Source organism: Halomonas sp. MES3-P3E, assembly GCF_002836035.1.
In the GTDB taxonomy this organism is placed as follows: Bacteria; Pseudomonadota; Gammaproteobacteria; order Pseudomonadales; family Halomonadaceae; genus Vreelandella; species Vreelandella arctica.
Map to the genome: position 1 here is coordinate 232,341 of NZ_PJBT01000020.1, position 17,037 is coordinate 249,377.

The following is a 17,037-nucleotide window of genomic DNA, read 5'->3' on the forward strand; positions in this document are numbered from 1 at the left end:
CATCAGAAATCTCCTTAAAAGCGCTAAAGGGAGTGGCGTAGATGAGTGGAAAGACGCTCGAATCCCAGCACCATCAACAGCAGCCCCAGGCCCGGAAATACCCCCAGCCACCAGTAACCGCCGCTTAAATAGCGCATGGCATCGGCCAGCAGTACGCCAATAGCGGGCTGGCTGGGGCTCAAGCCAAAGCCCAAAAAGGTCAATGCCGCTTCGTGGAGAATGGCATGAGGGAACAGCAGCAGGGCGCCGACCAAACAGTGGGGAATCAGGTGGGGTAACAGGTGGCCGTGGAGCACAAACCAGCGTGATTTACCTAGCGCCCGGGAGATTCGCACATAGGGGGCCTGGCGCAATTGCCAAAGCTCCGCGCGCAGCACTCGGGCAAGGCTTGGCCAGTGGGTCACCGCCACGGCAATAATCACCGCCTGGGTGCCGCCGCCCAGCGCAAAGGCAATTAGTATTAATAAAATGAGATGCGGTACGCTAAGCAGCGTATCAATCAGCAAACTTACCAGTGTATCCAGCCGAGACGAAAGCGTGGCTAGGGCGGCCAAGCTCAGCGCAATCAGCGTACTCAGTAGAGCGGCCAGGCAGCCCACCCAAAAGCTAAGTGCCAGCCCCGCCAGCGTGCGCGCCCAGAGCTCCCGGCCCAACGCGTCAGTGCCGAGCCAGTGATCAACGCTGGGCGGCGCTAGTCGAGCATCAAACTGCATCTGCTGCGGCGAATCGCCCAGCAGCCACTGGCTAGCGATTAACCCCAACACCAGCAGGGTGGTAACGACCAGGCTGAGTGCGGCACGAAGTCGTGGCTGTGAATAGAGATTGGGTGGTGGATAGCTGGGTGGTTGGCCTGAGTTCATAGGCCACCTGACGTCATGCGCGGGTCGATAGCGCTATACAGGCTATCGGCGATCATATTACCGACACTAACAAATAGCGCGGTAAAGAGCGCAATACCCAGCAGTAGGGGAACGTCGCTACGCAAGCCCGCTGCTACGGTGGCTTGCCCTAAACCGGGGTAAGCAAAGACTTGCTCGATTAGAATCGAGCCTCCAAAGAGCTCCCCCAGCGAAGCAAATGCAAGCGTAATCGCCGGTAAGCTGGCGTGACGGACGCCGTGCCGCCAAGCGATATCAAACCGGCTAGCGCCCTGGGCGAAGGCGTGGGTCGCTACCTCAGAGCGCATTAACTCCAGCATGCGTGTGCGGGTATGCAGGGTAATATTGGCGATGCCCAGCAGTGCCAGCGTGATGGCCGGCAGCAGCAGATGATGCAATCGGGAGGCAAGGGTGACATCTTGATTCAAAACTCCAGTGGGGCCTGCGCAGCAGGGGGGTGTCCAACCCAGGGTCACCGAAAATAGCAGCACGGCGACTATTGCCAGCCAAAAAGCAGGCGTGGAGGCGGTAATATAGGCGTAGCTACTAATGAGGTTATCCAGCGTGGAGCCCTCTTTAGCGCCTGCCGCAACGCCGAGACTAAACCCCAGCAGCGCTGCGAGTAGCCATGCGCTGCCCAGCAGCATGATTGAGCGTTGAAATCGCTGGCCGATAACCTCGCTGACTGGCTGGTTATAAACATGACTCCAGCCTAAATCACCGCTTACCAACTGGCGCAACCAATGCCCAAATGGAACGGCGGGTGGCGCATCGAATCCCCAGCGTTCGGCAATCAGGGCACGCTGTTCCGGGCTGACTTGGGCCATCTGTGGCCCAAGGTAGGCATCCACGGGGTCGACGGGCGAGACCATCATCAGACCAAATGACACCAGGGCTACGCACAGCAGCACTAGCGTCAGGCGGCCAAGACGCCTTGCGATACGCGGGATTAATTGCATGTCCAGCGCCACTCAAGCAGATTAGCGGTGATGGGCCAGCCGTGACCATGGGGAGCAACGCCAAGCTCGCCAACGTCTAAACAGGTGTTGGCGAAGTACACGTGTTCAAGGTTAACCAGCCACGCCCAGCTGCTATCGCCGCGTACGCCATAGCCAGTGGTGCCGTCCCATTGGGCAGCGCGCCAGTACTGGTTAGCTGTTTCGACACTATCCGAGGCCTGGGCGGCATCTAAGTGTGTATCCACTTCAGCGTTGGCGTAGAAGCCGCTGTTATAAAACCCGTTACCGGCATGCTGACTGTGAAAAAGGTAGTAGACCTCCTGGGGGCTGTGACTGCCAAAACCGAATAGGATGGCATCCTGATGAATTGCTTCACGCTGGATTTCATCCCAGTGGCGGCCTGTTGGCTGCATCTCGATGCCCAATGGGCGAACCATCTCGGCACTCACTTCTGCAAGCAGTTGTCGGGTGGTATCGCCAGCAGAGTAGGTAAGCCGAAAGCGAGCGGGTAGGCCATCTTTATAGCGCAGGCCATCGTCGCCTAGCTGCCAGCCTGCTGCGTCGAGAAGCTCCTCAGCGCGGGTAATATCTGGTGCTTCAATTCGCTCTTCTTCACTGCTCCAAGGGAGCCCATCGGCTGGGCCGTAGGCGGGGCGGCCGTAGCCATGCAACGCTACCTCTACCAATGTCGGTCTGTCCGCGGCGAGGTTAATCGCCTGACGAATCGCAAGATCCGCGGTCACGTCGTTGCCAATCGGTGCGCCGGAAGCGGCATGCTCGCCGGTGGCTGGCTGCATGGGGAACAGAATGCCGCGATTATCGACGCTCTCCATGGTGACCCGTTGCATATGCCCAGGCACATTGGCTGCCAATGCCGGTGGAATTGATGCGATATCGACCTGGCCTGCATGGGCCGCACTGAGCGTGGCATCTTCATTGGTAAACAGAAATATCAGGCGATCAAAGGCGGGGGCAGGGCCGTAAAAATAGGGATTGCGTTCAACTATCAGCTGTTCGCCTTCCTGCCACTCCACCAGTTGATAGGGGCCAGAGCCCAAGGGATGTCGGCCGTATTGCTCGCTATAGCCATTATCCCGCTTGGCGTGGGGCACAATGCCCAGCGTCATCAGTTGGTCTATAAAGGTAATTCGAGGTGTGTGAAGGCGAAGGGTAACGGTCTGATCATCGACGGCATTGGCCTCTTCGAGCGCGCTTAAGTCTGCCCGCCCACCTGCCTCTGCCGCGGTATTAAAGGTGTAGGCCACGTCTTCGGCGGTCAACGAGGTGCCGTCGGCAAAGCGGGCGTCTTCACGTAGCGTTAGCGTCCAGGTGAGGCGATCTTCAGAGAGCGACCACTCGGTGGCTAATTCTGGCTGGGGTGAAAGGTCTCTGCCTCGTGAAAGCAGCGTCGACTGAAACAGTGGAGTACCGTACTGCCCCCAGCCCAAAAGTGGATCGAAGCCCTGTTCGGGTTCGCCACCAATGGCCAGAATTAACTGCTCTTTTGCCTCGGCGGTGCTGATGGCAGCTAAACAACTTAGCGCAATACCCAGTAAGATAGGCCGAGTTGGTGGAGCCATCGCTTTATCCTTTACGCTATTTGGTATGATGTTTTTACAATAACATCATACTAACGGTGGCGGCAGCACATGGAAAGCAGGCCTTATAAGAGGAGGCGTGAATGCAGCGTGTAACGGTAACGCTTGATGAGGAACTGGTGGCAGAAGTAGATGCGTTGATGCACGAGCGCGGCTACCAAAACCGCTCAGAAGCGATTCGTGATTTAACCCGCAGTGGCTTAAAACAAGTGAGAGAAGAGGCTGCACCGGATTCGCCCTGCATGGGCGCGCTGGTGTATGTTTACGACCATGCCGCTCGCGAGCTATCTAAGCGCTTGACCCGTCATTCCCATGACCATCATGAACTCACGCTTTCGACCCTGCACGTGCATATCAATCATGACAGTTGCCTGGAAGTAGCTCTGCTCAAAGGTCAGGGGCGTGCGCTTAAGCAGTTCGCCGCTGAAGTTACCTCGTCGCGAAGCGTGCGCCACGGCCAGCTAGTGCTGATACCCGATGAATAAGCCCGCTTCCCGGTAGCCAAAAAAAAGGTGACCCGGAGGTCACCTTTTCTTATCGGTAGCGGGAGCGTCTTAGTGCTCAACGCCGCCTTCGCCGTGCACGTGGCCGTGCTCGACTTCTTCAGCGCTGGCTTCGCGTACTTCAGCAATCTCAACGTCAAAGTTGAGCTGCTGGCCGGCCAGCGGGTGGTTGCCATCAACAACGACCGTATCACCTTCAACTTTCTTAACAGTAACCATCAACGGGCCACCTTGAGTCTGGGCTTGGAACTGCATGCCCGGCTCAATGCTTTCAACGCCCTGAAACGCATCGCGCGGTACTTCCTGCATTAGCTGCTCTTGCAGCTCGCCGTAACCTTCTTCAGGAGAAACGCTAACGTTCAGCTTTTCGCCAGCAGCACGACCTTCCAGCTCTTTCTCAAGGCCCGGAATAATGTTACCGGCGCCATGGAGGTAGGTAAGCGGCTCACGGCCTTCAGAACTGTCTAGCACTTCACCTGCATCGTTAGTCAGGGTGTAGTGGAACGCGACAACCGAGTTTTGCGCAATTTGCATGGAATAACCTTTCGGTGAGTGCATGTTCCAATATGGTAACGCGTGTAGGCTGACTTGTCAGGGGGTAGAGCGCTTTTTCCTGCCCACCACTTTCGGCGGTATTGCGCGTCAGGGTGACCAGGGATACCCTACGGCCATCGCTTTTTTCTTTGCCCTATCACTTTTGGAGCATGCAATGACGATCTTGATTATTTGGCTTGTCGCCTTTTGCCTGATTGCTTATTTTGTCAATGACCGCTGGAACAAGGGCGTTAGCCAAGGGCTGGATAAGATGTTGCCCCGTGTGTTGAAGAGCCATGGTAACAATCGCTATTTATGGGTGATTTCGCTGGCAGTGCTGGGTGCCACTACGCTGATCCAACCAGTAGATATGCTGTTAGTGGTCATTCTGCTAGCCTTGATTGGCTGGGCCATTATGGCACTGGCTAACTGGGCAAGTAACAAGACCCATCATTAAGTTAGCTGCCAGAAAAAGGCAGTTGCCATAACGTTGCCATAAAAAAGCCCGGCCATCTTATTAGGTGGCCGGGCTTTTTTGATAACCAACTACTATTGATCAACAGCAGTCAATTAATAAGGCGCAACGCTCATGCTAGCGCCGCTACCGATTAAGCGTACACGCTGACCAGCTTGGAACTGGCGGTCTGCACGCTGAACGACAACAATATCGGTACCGTCGTCACGACGAATTTCCATTTCAAGGGCGTCAACGCGGTTAGTCGCGTCTTCAGCTGCCGTACCCGCGACGGCACCGCCGAGTGCGCCTGCCACGGTTGCCAATTGACGGCCTGAACCACCGCCCACTTGGTTGCCCAGAAGGCCGCCGATAATGGCGCCACCACCGCTGCCTAAAAGGCCTCCAGCGCGGCTGTCGGCTTGAATCTGTACAGGGCGAACCGCCACGATAGTGCCGTAGGTAACGCTTTGGCCGGTTTTTGCTTGGTTGCCGCGATAAACATCACCCGAGTATCCCGAGGTGTTGGCACATCCAGCCAACGTGAGAATACTTAAAGCTACAGCCGGTAGAAGAAGACGTTTCATTAAAACCTCCAGAGTGTCAATTGAATTAACTGTCGCCTACACCGCCATCTTTAAACGGCAAAGTGAAGAGCAATCGTAGTTATAAAACGGTGTTCGTTAAAGGTAGCTGATGTAAACCGTTTTGACCAGCAATCGATGGAAAAGGTCAAAGCTGACAGCACAGTAGTCACGAAACATCATAACGGCGATCATAGCGGAAAGTGTAACAGCGTATTAAGAAAACAGTGTGCAAATACCCAGAATGAACCAAAACAGGAGGCCGTTAGGCCTCCTGTGCAGGGATCAAAAAGTAACGTGGTGATTATTACCCAAATTGATTCATGGTGTTGTCTTTGCCACCGGCTTTGAGCGCGGCATCACCGTGGAAGAATTCTTTATGATCATCACCGATATTGGAGCCTGCCATATCCTGGTGGCGAACCGTGGCGATGCCCTGACGAATTTCCTGGCGCTGTACGCCTTTCACGTAAGCCAGCATACCTTCATCGCCAAAGTAGCCTTTCGCCAGGTTGTCGGTGGAGAGGGCGGCCGTGTGGTAAGTCGGCAGCGTAATTAAGTGGTGGAAGATGCCTGCTTCGCGAGACGAGTCACGCTGGAAATTACGTGTCCACTCATCGGCCAGCTGACCCAGTTCGGTGTCGTCGTACTCGGCGCTCATTAACTTGTCACGCTGGTAGGCAGAAACATCCTTACCTTCTTCCTGCCACGCATCGAACACTTGCTGACGGAAGTTGAGCGTCCAGTTGAACGACGGCGAGTTGTTGTAGACCAGTTTGGCATCCGGCACGACATCGCGAATCCGGTTTACCATGCTGGCGATCTGGCCCACGTGGGGCTTTTCGGTTTCGATCCAAAGCAGGTCGGCGCCGTTTTGCAGGCTGGTGATGCAGTCCAGAATGACGCGGTCTTCGCCAGTGCCTGCCTTGAACTGGTAAAGGCCAGAGGCGAGGCGCTTGGGCTTAACCAGCTTACCGTTTTGCTTGATGACAACGTCGCCGTTATTGATGTCGGCGGCGTTTTCGATCACATCCCCGTCGAGGAAGCTGTTGTACTGATCGCCGAGATCGCCTGGCTCATTGGTGACGGCAATTTTTTGCGTCAAGCCTGCGCCGAGTGAGTCGGTACGTGCCACGATCACGCCATCTTCAATACCGAGTTCGAGGAAGGCGTAACGCACGGCGTTAATTTTAGCCAGGAAGTCTTCGTGGGGCACGGTGACTTTACCGTCCTGGTGACCGCACTGCTTCTCATCGGAAACCTGGTTTTCCAGCTGAATGCAGCAGGCGCCCGCTTGAATAAACTTCTTGGCGAGCAGGTAGGTGGCTTCTGCATTACCAAAGCCCGCGTCGATATCCGCAATGATCGGAACGATATGGGTTTCGTAGTTATCGATTTTGCTGATTAGTTCCTGTTCTTTGCCGCTGTCACCAGCCTCTTTGGCTTCATCCAGGGCGCGGAACAGGTGGTTAAGCTCCCACGCATCGGCTTGTTTCAGGAAGGTGTAGAGCTCTTCGATGAGATTCGCGACAGAGGTCTTTTCGTGCATTGACTGGTCGGGAAGCGGGCCAAACTCAGAGCGCAGCGCGGCAACCATCCAGCCGGAAAGGTAGAGGTAGCTACGCTTGGTGGTGCCAAAGTGCTTTTTGATCGAGATCAGCTTCTGCTGACCAATAAAGCCGTGCCAGCAACCCAACGACTGGGTGTACTTTGAGGTATCAGCGTCATAGGCAGCCATATCCTCGCGCATGATTTTGGCGGTGTATCGAGCGATGTCCAGGCCTGTGTGGAAGCGGTTTTGTGCACGCATACGGGCGGCGTATTCCGGTTTGATGGCGTCCCATTTGCCGCCTTGCGCTTCGCGTAACTGGGCCATTGCTTTGATATCGTCGAGCAGTCCTGTCATGAGCTTATCCTCTTCGGGCTGGATAGTGTTTCGCAAATCAGCTTTTGCTTATGCTGCACCTGCGAAGTTGTATTTAGCATTATTGAATTTCGTGATTGTGTCTCTAGGTCAATCGTCTCTCAGCCAATCGTCTCTCATGCAAACGTCTTGAAAGCTAGAAGCAGCAGCGCTAGAGACTTCAGCTACAGCGTTGAGCGCGGGCTTGATGGCTTGATCAAATCGGCTTAACGCTGCAATGCAATAACTATCCACGAGGATGGCTCACTCAACAATTGACACTTCGGGGCACAGGGGGTTGTAGCCCGACGACAACGGGGTAGAGGAAGGGAGGGTTTGTGTAGTCGTTTTTCGTCAAGATGGCGGCAAGAGCGCACAAAAAAGCACTGCCGAGGCAGTGCTAGAGATCAATCAAGAGAGCTTATTAATCAAGCGAAAGTGTCATTTCTCGATGGGGAATGCCCGCATCCAGAAATTCATCGCCATGAGCGACGAAGCCCAGCCGCTCATAAAACGCTAGAGCATGGACCTGAGCGCTGAGGACCACCTGGAGGTGGCCCGCATGACGTGCCGCCTCAATCGCAGCCTGCATCAGCAGTACGCCAATGCCGGTGCCGCGGGCATTAGCGAGTACCGCGACACGGCCAATGTGCGCATCGGGTAGCAAGCGTGCGGTGCCCACTGGCTGGCCGTCAAGCATAGCGAGAAAGTGCTGGCACGCGGGGTCCAGTCCATCCCACTCCTCTTCCTGAGGCACGTTCTGCTCATCGATAAACACCTTGCGGCGGATCTCGCTAGCTGCCGGGCCAAGTGTCTCCCAGTCACCAGTACTAATGTGGGTAATGGCCATTAATACGCCTCGTCGTCCTCACCCTCATCGCTCATAAAGCCCAAGCTGCCGGTGTTGACCAACTGGGTAATAAGCGCTGCGGCACCGTCAAGCTCAAGGTCTTCGGCGTAGAGTGGGGTGGTATCGGCTAGGCGTTTGGCTAATTCAGTTGAACAGGCGTGGCCGTCACCATCCACAAATAGCGTGGTACCGCTGGCATCGCGGCGCCAGGCAAAGCGTGAGCCGGGCATATGGTAGAGCGGCTCGCCCTCTTGTAGTTGAGCAACAAGCGCCGCTTCGGTTAGCGGCGTTTCAAGCGGCACTACTTGATCCACATACTTGGGCTGGGTCATTACCCGGCCAAACCACTGGGCAATCTGAGTGGGGTTGTCGAGCGTTGACATGATCAACTGGCGCATACGTTCAACGGCGGCGTCGTCCAGCTCACCGACCTGCTCGGCAGGCGCCATGCCCGCATCACTATAACGCTGTGAGGCAGGAAGCTGCTCGCCCAAATAATCCGCATAGGAGGTAATTGCCTCATCGGCGGAGGGCGCGCGGAAGCCAATCGAGATCGTCATGCAATCATCGCTTTGGCTCACACCGTGATGTGCCCAGCCAGGGGGTAGATAGAGCATGTCGCCGGGGTCAAGCACCCAATCCGAATCTGGTTCTACGGTGAATTCTTTCAAAATGCGAAGATCAATGCCTTGGATGATCGGCGCATCTTCCGTGAGCTTGCCGCCCAGCTGCCAGCGGCGGTGGCCGCTGGCTTGGAGTAAAAAGACATCGTATTGATCGATATGCGCGCCCACATTGCCGCCAGGAGGCGCGTAGCTGATCATCACGTCATCGAGCCGCCAGCGTGGCAGGAAGTCAAACTCGTCCATTAGCGCGGCGACCGCAGGCACGTAATGGTCAACGGCCTGCACGAGAAGGCTCCAGTTGTTCTCTGGCAGCCGTTCAAAGGTGGCTTCGTCAAAGGGGCCGTGGGAGACCTGCCAAGGCCCATCGGGGCCTTCTTCTTCTACCAGGCGTGCCTCTACGCCAGGCTCGCAGGCGAGTCCCGCCAGCTCATCGGCTTCAATCGGGCTAATGAAATCGGGCATTGCGCCACGAATCAGCAGCGGCTTTTGCTGCCAATAATTGGCCAGAAAGTCTGCGGCGGTAAGATCGCCCAGCAGTGTTAGCGGCTTATCGTGATGGTTCATGGCGTGTCCTGGTGTAGTGGTCGCAGCAACGTTGGTCACAGCAAGTTGGTCACAACAAATGGGTTACAGCAAATGGGTTACAGCGAGTTTAGCTGATGTGTCAGTGCTTCGGCTTGTGCCTGGGCATTACCAATATAGTTGGCCGGTGAAAGCGCCTTCAATTCGGTTTTGACGTCGCTGGGTAGTTCAAGGGTATCAATAAACGCCGCAAAGCCTGCTTGGTCAATACGTTTGCCACGGGTCAGCTGCTTGAGTTTTTCGTAGGGCTTCTCAATGCCGTAGCGGCGCATTACCGTTTGGATGGGCTCGGCAAGCACTTCCCAACTGTTATCCAGATCAGCGTCTAAACGCTCAGGGTTGGCTTCAAGCTTGCTGATGCCTTTTAGGCTGGCGTGGTAAGCAATCAGCCCATACGCCAAGCCTACGCCAAGGTTACGTAACACGGTGGAGTCAGTCAGGTCGCGCTGCCAGCGGGAGATCGGCAGCTTTTGCGCTAGGTGGCTAAGCACCGCATTGGCTAGGCCCAGGTTGCCCTCGGAGTTCTCAAAATCGATCGGGTTAACTTTATGCGGCATGGTGGATGAGCCAATTTCGCCCTCGACCGTGCGCTGCTTAAAGTAGCCCAGTGAGATGTAACCCCATACGTCGCGATCGAAGTCGATCAGGATCGTATTGAAGCGGCAAATGGCATCAAACAGTTCGGCGATATAGTCGTGGGGCTCAATCTGAGTGGTGTAGGGGTTGAACGTTAGCCCCAAACCTTCCACGAAGGTGCGCGCATTGGCTTCCCAGTCGATCTCTGGGTAAGTCGTCAGGTGGGCATTGTAGTTGCCCACGGCGCCATTGATTTTGCCAAGCACTTCCACCGCTTCAATTTGCTTAAGCTGGCGCTTAAGGCGGTAGGCGACGTTGGCCATCTCTTTGCCTAACGTGGTCGGGGTGGCGGTTTGACCATGAGTACGCGACAGCATTGGCTGGGCGGCATGGGCAATTGCCAGCTTGGCGATTTCGTCAGCCACTTCGTGCATGGTGGGCAGCATGGCTTTTAAGCCGTCGCTGAGCATCACACCGTAAGAGAGGTTGTTGATATCTTCGCTGGTGCAGGCAAAGTGAATGAACTCGGTGACTGCGTGGAGCTCGGCCTGACCGGCGATCTTCTCTTTCAGGAAGTACTCAACCGCTTTGACGTCGTGATTGGTGGTGCGCTCAATCTCTTTGATCCGCTCGGCATCGGCAATCGAAAACTCACGAATCAACTGCTCAAGAAACGCCGTCGCTTCAGCGGAGAGGGGCGGCACTTCAACGATTTTCGTGTGCTCGGCCAAGCGCTGCAACCAGCGAACTTCCACAATCACACGGGCGCGGATCAGGCCGAATTCGCTGAAGTGTTCGCGCAGGGCGGCGGCTTTAGAGGCGTAGCGGCCGTCAACGGGGGAGAGGGCGGTCAAAGCTGAGAGTTGCATGGCATGGTTTCCAGGAAGTTCGAAAAAAAATTAGTCGAGAGCAGATTAATCGAGAACAAGTCGGTCAAATAGATCGGCGGACTAGTTGAGGCTGTCCAGTGCACGGCGTAGCGCTTTGCGCTGAAACACGAGCTTCCAGCGCCGACCGCCTTGCTGGTGCCACAGTAGTCCAAAGCGAATGCCGGCCATTAAGCAGGCGCGAACGCGTTCAGGCATCATGCGGCTTTGCAGCAGGGATGGGTCGCCTTGCACCACAATGCGGGTTTTAAAGGTGGAGATCGTCTCTTGGTACGCCTCCCCTAGGCTGGCGACCACGTTTTCATGGGTGGGACCGAAGTGCTCGGCCTGACCCTGGATACGGGTAAGCTTTTGGCCCAGGGAGTCCATCATGCCGGTATTGGTGCGCAGCTTATTCATCAGCATGAGCAGTGAAAAACCGTAACGCAGTACCACCGGGTTCGCCTGCTTGCGACCTACCAGAGCTTCCAGCGTGTCCAGGCCGCGGCGCAAGTTGTTGGGGTGGCCGCCATAGATGGCTTCGAAGCTTGCCGGATTGGTATCCACGGTGGCTTCAATCAACGTTTCCCAGGCGCGCGGGTCTACCTGACCGGTGCGGGCGAGTTCGTCCACCAGACTGGCGGCTTGAAACACACCGGCCAGCGCCAGCGCTTGGCGAGCTGCGGGGGAATCAGGCGCGCGATGAATCGGCGTAGTGGGGTTCATGCAGCAGCCTCCGCGGCTTTCTTCCAGGTGGCACGAATAACGCCGCCGCCCAAGCAAATGTCGCCATCGTAAAGCACCAGCGACTGGCCAGGCGTGACCGCCCACTGCGGATCATCGAAGGTGACCTCTACGCCGCCGTCGGGCAGTACGCGTATTTCACAGCCGCAGTCACTTTGCCGGTAACGCGTTTTGGCGGTAAAGCGGCCCTGCTGAACCGGCGGCTCGCCTGCCACCCAGTCCATCGACTCGGTGGCCAAGGTGTCGGAGTAAAGCAGTTGATCGTGCTTACCCTGCACCGCGATCAGTACGTTGCGATCCAAGTCTTTCGCCGCCACGTACCAGGGCTCTTCTGAGTAGTTGGCAAGCCCACCAATGCCTAGCCCCTGGCGCTGGCCAAGGGTGTAGTACATCAGCCCCATATGTTTGCCGATGACATCGCCATCCGGCGTTTCAATGGTGCCAGGCTGGGCGGGTAGATACTGCTGAAGGAAGTCGCGAAAGCGCCGCTCGCCGATAAAGCAGATACCGGTAGAATCTTTTTTCTTGGCGGTAATCAGTCCATGCTCTTCTGCCAGCGCACGCACGGCGGGCTTTTCCAGTTCGCCCACGGGGAACAGGGTGCGGGCAATGGCGGCTTCCGGCACCGCATGCAGGAAATAGCTTTGGTCTTTATTACCGTCGAGCCCTTTCAATAGGCGCGGTCTGCCTTCACGAACGCCTTGGCGAACATAGTGGCCGGTAGCGATTTTGTCGGCCCCGAGCATTTCGGCGTACTCAAGAAACACCTTAAACTTGATTTCCCGGTTACACAGAATATCCGGGTTGGGCGTGCGGCCCGCTTTGTATTCGGCTAAAAAGTGCTCAAATACGTTATCCCAGTACTCGGCGGCAAAATTAGCGGTATGCAGCTTAATACCCAGCTTTTCGCAGACAGCCTCGGCGTCGGCGAGATCCTCTTTGGCCGTGCAGTATTCAGTGCCGTCGTCTTCATCCCAGTTCTTCATAAACAGGCCTTCTACCTCATAGCCTTGCTGCATGAGAAGAAGGGCAGAAACGGACGAGTCAACGCCGCCGGACATACCGACAATCACTTTTCCATTAACGGCTGTGGCGGATGACACAGTAGTGGATGAGCTTGGTGTAGTTGGGTCAGTGGATGACATGGGCATCCTCAGTTGAAGTAGGGTGCAAATATGCAATGCGCAATTGGGCGAGGATTATACACGATGGGGAGTGACTGCTTCGAGTGCTTCACTCGCGAATCACCGCCAGCGGGTAACACGGCCCGCTGAGTGCATCTTCAATACGTTTGAGTACCAGTGGGCTGCGAAGGCGTGACTGCTGTTCCAAGGCGCGTATTTGTTCCAGCGTTAGCCAATGGGTGGCGGTAATGTCAGGGTCCAGGGCGAGGTCGAGCTGATGCAGAGGCGCGGCAATAAAACCGTGGCTATGAAACGTTCGCCCGTCATCGGTATGAAAAATATATAGCCCAAGATAACCGGTAAGCGACACGCGCCAGGCGGTCTCTTCCTGTACCTCGCGCAGAATGGCTGTGATGGGCCCCTCACCGGGCTCGATATGTCCGGCGGGCTGGTTGAATACGCTATGCGGCCCGCCGCGCTGCTCTTCCACCATTAAGAAATGCTCGCCTCGCTGTATAACACAGGCCGCCGTGCTGTGAATAAGGCTCATGATGGCTTCCTGCGTTTAGCGGCGGGTCGCGCTCGCTGGTCTTGTTTCTGGGCTGTTCGCTTGTTTGCAGCTGTTTTCGCCGGTCGGGGCGCGTGTAGGGTCTCTTTACGCCACTCGCCTGGCGCTAATCCTTCCAATGTCCAGGGCCCAATGGAGGTGCGAATCAAGCGCAGCGTGGGAAAGCCTACGTGAGCAGTCATGCGGCGGACTTGGCGATTACGCCCTTCGCTAATGGTTAGCTCCAGCCAGCTAGTCGATGGGTGGCGCTTGGGGTCGATAGGTGATTGGCGCAAGGCGGTGGTGGGAGGTTCCATCCGGCGAGCTTTGGCTGGCTGGGTCGGCCCATCTTTAAGGGTAATGCCCTGACGCAGCGCCTTGAGGGCCGTGTCATCTATTTGCCCTTCGACCTGCGCCCAGTAGGTTTTGGGCTGTTTGTGGCGTGGATGAGAGATGCGATGAATCAACTCGCCGTCGTCGCTGAGCAGCAGCAGGCCTTCAGAGTCGTAGTCAAGCCGCCCAGCGGGGTAAATGTCTTTGACATCAATATATTGAGCCAGTGTTTGGCGTCCTTCGCGGTCGCTGAACTGGCTTAATACTTGAAACGGCTTATGCAATAAATAGAGGTGGCTCATGACATCTCGTTACTCTTTTTACTTCCTTTGCACACTCGGGACGGAACATGTCGACAATGCGCGCGGCGGGCAGCGCTGGTATACTCCGGCCTAGCTGCTGGGGCGCGCTGGGGGCGTCATCGTGACAAACAGGCTAGAGACCCGGCCATTAGTGAATTCGCGCTCCGCCTAAGATTTCTTGCAATCGTAGTGACAAGAGAGGTTAACGCAAAAATGACCAAAACGCCGAAGATCATCTATACGCTCACCGACGAAGCCCCCGCGCTCGCGACGTACTCCCTGTTGCCGATTATCGATGCCTTTACCGATTCTGCAGGTATTCAGGTAGAGACGCGCGATATTTCGCTGGCCGCTCGGATTATCTCTCAGTTTCCTGATTACCTGAGCGAAGAGCAACAGATCGGCGATCACCTGGCCGAGCTTGGCGAACTGACCAAGACCCCAGAAGCTAATATCATCAAGTTGCCCAATATCAGTGCTTCGCTACCGCAGTTGAAGGCGGTGATTAAAGAGCTGCAGCAGCAGGGCTACAAGCTCCCTGATTACCCGGAAGCCCCCCAGTCTGACGAAGAGAAAGACATCCAAGCGCGCTACGACAAAACCAAAGGCAGTGCCGTTAACCCGGTATTGCGTGAAGGTAACTCTGACCGCCGCGCACCGCTGTCAGTCAAAAATTACGCGCGTAAATACCCGCACCGCATGGGCGAGTGGAGCAGTGACTCCAAGTCCCACGTGGCTCACATGAGTGAAGGCGATTTTTACGACAGTGAGAAGTCGGCGCTGATTGAAAAAGCCACAGACCTCAAAATTGAACTGGTCGCTAACGACGGAAGCACTAACGTACTCAAGCAGAAAACGTCAGTCCTCGAAAACGAAGTCGTTGATGGTGCGGTGATGAGCCGTAATGCGCTACGTCGTTTCGTGGCGGAAGAAGTGGCCGACGCCAAAGCCAAAGACGTACTGTTCTCGCTACATCTTAAAGCGACCATGATGAAGGTCTCTGACCCGATTATGTTCGGCATGGTGGTCAGCGAATTTTATCAGGACGTGCTGAGCAAGCACGCGGATGAGCTCAAGCAGGCGGGTTTTGATCCCAATAACGGTATTGGCGATCTCTACTCGGCGATTAAGTCGCTGCCTGAACAGCGTCAAAGCGAGATTGAAAGTGAAATCCAGGCGCTGTATGCCGAACGCCCGCGTCTGGCGATGGTGAACTCGCATAAAGGTATCACCAACCTGCACGTGCCCAGCGACGTGATCATTGATGCTTCCATGCCGGCCATGATTCGTGACTCAGGCAAGATGTGGGGCGCCGATGACCAACTGCACGACGTCAAAGCGGTGATTCCGGATCGTTGCTACGCCGGCATCTACCAAACCGTGATCGAAGACTGCAAGCAGCACGGCGCTTTTGATCCGACCACCATGGGCAGCGTACCCAACGTTGGCTTAATGGCACAGAAAGCCGAAGAGTACGGCTCTCACGACAAGACCTTCCAGATTCCTAGCGACGGCACCGTGCGCGTCACCGACACCGACGGCAAAGTAGTGCTTGAGCACCGCGTTGAGCAGGGCGACATCTGGCGTATGTGCCAGACCAAAGATGCCCCGATTCGCGACTGGGTGAAGCTGGCGGTGAACCGTGCCCGCGAAAGCAGCACTCCCGCTATCTTCTGGCTGGACGCCCAGCGCGCCCACGATGCCCAGTTGATCAAGAAAGTAGAAAGCTACCTGAAAGAGCACGATACCACTGGCCTGGATATTCGTATTATGGCGCCAGAAGAGGCGATGCGCTTCTCGCTTGAGCGGATTCGCAAAGGTGAAGACACCATCTCCGTCACCGGTAACGTACTGCGCGATTACCTGACCGACCTGTTCCCGATCATGGAGCTGGGCACCAGCGCCAAGATGCTGTCGATCGTACCGTTAATGAACGGCGGTGGCCTGTTCGAGACCGGCGCGGGTGGCTCTGCACCCAAGCACGTTCAACAGCTGTTGGAAGAGAACCACCTGCGTTGGGATTCGCTGGGTGAATTCCTGGCCTTGGCCGCCTCGCTTGAGCACCTGGGCAGTACCTTCGATAACGCACGTGCGAAAATGTTAGCCAAAGCGCTCGACCAGGCTAACGGTAAGTTCCTGGACAGCAACAAATCGCCTTCGCGCAAAGTGGGTGAGCTCGACAATCGCGGTAGTCACTTCTATTTAGCGCTATACTGGGCAGAAGCGTTGGCTGAACAGAATGACGATACCGAGATGAAAGAGCTGTTCGGTCGCTTAACCGAAGCACTGACGGCCAAAGAAGCGACGATTGTCGATGAGCTCAATAGTGTGCAGGGTCAGCCTACCGATATTGGTGGCTACTACCATCCTGACCACGCGCTGACAGACAAAGTAATGCGTCCCAGCCAAACCCTCAATGAGACGTTGACCATCGTCGCCAAGGGCTAATCGCTCCGTCTTCGATTAAGCCTAACCCCCGTCCGCTTGGCGTGCGGGGGTTTTGCATTGCCTTCGCTAATGCATCCTGTGATATTTTAATTTTTCCATGAACCCTTGCTGATCGTTAGCGTCTTATGTACTAGTGAATTCGCCATTGCTGTGAATTAGCTATAGTAAAACGTAGCGATGCTTCTATCGGTCAGTCTTGAGACAAATAATCGTGCTGCTTATGTCCAACCTAGAGAGCTCATACTTGGTCGATCTTCCCGTGTATGCGGGAATGACGCGCCCAAATATGCCCGATGAAGATGGCGATATAGCGGTGCAGCCAGCAGAGCCAGCGCTGGCGCAACCGCCACTTTATAAGGTGGTGCTTCATAACGACGACTACACGCCGATGGAATTCGTCATTGAAGTACTGCAAGGCTTTTTCAACATGGATAGCGAGACCGCCGTTCAGGTGATGCTCGCGGTTCATACCCAGGGTAAGGCCACTTGCGGCGTGTTTACCCGTGATATAGCGGAAACCAAAAGCTATCAGGTAAACGAGTACGCCCGTGAGTGCGAGCATCCGTTGATAAGCGATATTGAGGCCGCCAATTAAAAGCGTTGAGAAATAATTGGCGGAGAGGCTT

17 protein-coding genes are annotated in these 17,037 nt (G+C 55.7%); 4 read left to right on the plus strand and 13 right to left on the minus strand.

What is annotated here, in order from left to right; all coding sequences use genetic code 11:
- Window positions 1-23: 23 nt before the first annotated feature.
- The 3 genes from CXF87_RS06915 to CXF87_RS06925 are packed head-to-tail and all read right to left on the minus strand — an operon-like array spanning window position 24 to window position 3,417.
- On the minus strand, window positions 24-860 hold the full coding sequence (locus CXF87_RS06915) for an ABC transporter permease (protein ID WP_101146089.1): 837 nt from the start codon (window positions 858-860) through the stop codon (window positions 24-26).
- Window positions 857-1,837 (minus strand): ABC transporter permease, encoded by a 981-nt coding sequence (locus CXF87_RS06920; protein ID WP_101146090.1) that lies wholly within the window; start codon window positions 1,835-1,837, stop codon window positions 857-859. Before CXF87_RS06920 ends, CXF87_RS06915 begins: the two co-directional genes overlap by 4 nt.
- The gene (locus tag CXF87_RS06925) at window positions 1,828-3,417 is read right to left on the minus strand and encodes an ABC transporter substrate-binding protein (protein WP_101146091.1); all 1,590 of its coding nucleotides are present in this window, start codon (window positions 3,415-3,417) and stop codon (window positions 1,828-1,830) included. The genes CXF87_RS06920 and CXF87_RS06925 overlap by 10 nt, the downstream gene beginning before the upstream one ends.
- A gap of 101 nt (window positions 3,418-3,518) precedes the next feature.
- On the opposite strand from CXF87_RS06925, the gene nikR reads away from it, so the two are divergent.
- Complete coding sequence (gene nikR, locus CXF87_RS06930) at window positions 3,519-3,920, plus strand: nickel-responsive transcriptional regulator NikR (protein ID WP_101146092.1); 402 nt, start codon at window positions 3,519-3,521, stop codon at window positions 3,918-3,920.
- A 69-nt stretch (window positions 3,921-3,989) separates the two neighbouring features.
- On the opposite strand, the gene CXF87_RS06935 is transcribed toward nikR, so the two are convergent.
- Window positions 3,990-4,472, minus strand: a complete 483-nt coding sequence (locus tag CXF87_RS06935) for an FKBP-type peptidyl-prolyl cis-trans isomerase (protein ID WP_071695751.1) — start codon at window positions 4,470-4,472, stop codon at window positions 3,990-3,992.
- Between the two features lie 175 nt (window positions 4,473-4,647).
- Here CXF87_RS06935 and CXF87_RS06940 point away from each other — a divergent pair, with 175 nt between their 5' ends.
- Entirely contained in the window at window positions 4,648-4,929 is a 282-nt protein-coding gene (locus CXF87_RS06940) for a hypothetical protein (RefSeq protein ID WP_101146093.1), read from the plus strand.
- A 113-nt stretch (window positions 4,930-5,042) separates the two neighbouring features.
- On the opposite strand, the gene CXF87_RS06945 is transcribed toward CXF87_RS06940, so the two are convergent.
- The 9 genes from CXF87_RS06945 to CXF87_RS06985 all read right to left on the minus strand — a co-directional run bounded on the left by CXF87_RS06945 (window position 5,043) and on the right by CXF87_RS06985 (window position 13,963).
- The gene (locus tag CXF87_RS06945) at window positions 5,043-5,513 is read right to left on the minus strand and encodes a glycine zipper 2TM domain-containing protein (RefSeq protein ID WP_101146094.1); all 471 of its coding nucleotides are present in this window, start codon (window positions 5,511-5,513) and stop codon (window positions 5,043-5,045) included.
- A gap of 304 nt (window positions 5,514-5,817) precedes the next feature.
- Entirely contained in the window at window positions 5,818-7,416 is a 1,599-nt protein-coding gene (locus tag CXF87_RS06950; protein WP_101146095.1) for an isocitrate lyase, read from the minus strand.
- Window positions 7,417-7,837: 421 nt separating this feature from the next.
- Complete coding sequence (locus CXF87_RS06955; RefSeq protein WP_101146096.1) at window positions 7,838-8,263, minus strand: GNAT family N-acetyltransferase; 426 nt, start codon at window positions 8,261-8,263, stop codon at window positions 7,838-7,840.
- Complete coding sequence (locus CXF87_RS06960; RefSeq protein ID WP_101146097.1) at window positions 8,263-9,453, minus strand: cupin domain-containing protein; 1,191 nt, start codon at window positions 9,451-9,453, stop codon at window positions 8,263-8,265. The genes CXF87_RS06955 and CXF87_RS06960 overlap by 1 nt, the downstream gene beginning before the upstream one ends.
- 77 nt (window positions 9,454-9,530) lie before the next feature.
- A complete protein-coding gene (gene purB, locus CXF87_RS06965) occupies window positions 9,531-10,916 on the minus strand; it encodes an adenylosuccinate lyase (RefSeq protein WP_101146098.1) in 1,386 nt (461 codons plus the stop codon).
- 81 nt (window positions 10,917-10,997) lie between these two features.
- Window positions 10,998-11,639, minus strand: a complete 642-nt coding sequence (gene hflD, locus CXF87_RS06970) for a high frequency lysogenization protein HflD (RefSeq protein WP_008958438.1) — start codon at window positions 11,637-11,639, stop codon at window positions 10,998-11,000.
- Window positions 11,636-12,802: a tRNA 2-thiouridine(34) synthase MnmA gene (gene mnmA / locus CXF87_RS06975; RefSeq protein ID WP_431313178.1), complete on the minus strand. Its 1,167-nt coding sequence runs from the start codon at window positions 12,800-12,802 to the stop codon at window positions 11,636-11,638. The genes hflD and mnmA overlap by 4 nt, the downstream gene beginning before the upstream one ends.
- Window positions 12,803-12,890: 88 nt before the next feature.
- A complete protein-coding gene (locus tag CXF87_RS06980; protein ID WP_101146100.1) occupies window positions 12,891-13,331 on the minus strand; it encodes an NUDIX domain-containing protein in 441 nt (146 codons plus the stop codon).
- Window positions 13,328-13,963 (minus strand): pseudouridine synthase, encoded by a 636-nt coding sequence (locus CXF87_RS06985; protein ID WP_101146101.1) that lies wholly within the window; start codon window positions 13,961-13,963, stop codon window positions 13,328-13,330. Before CXF87_RS06985 ends, CXF87_RS06980 begins: the two co-directional genes overlap by 4 nt.
- Before the next feature lie 213 nt (window positions 13,964-14,176).
- Here CXF87_RS06985 and CXF87_RS06990 point away from each other — a divergent pair, with 213 nt between their 5' ends.
- Window positions 14,177-16,411, plus strand: coding sequence for an NADP-dependent isocitrate dehydrogenase (locus tag CXF87_RS06990; RefSeq protein WP_101146102.1), 2,235 nt, complete (start codon window positions 14,177-14,179; stop codon window positions 16,409-16,411).
- 286 nt (window positions 16,412-16,697) lie between these two features.
- The gene (gene clpS / locus CXF87_RS06995) at window positions 16,698-17,006 is read left to right on the plus strand and encodes an ATP-dependent Clp protease adapter ClpS (protein ID WP_008958433.1); all 309 of its coding nucleotides are present in this window, start codon (window positions 16,698-16,700) and stop codon (window positions 17,004-17,006) included.
- Window positions 17,007-17,037 lie beyond the last annotated feature (31 nt).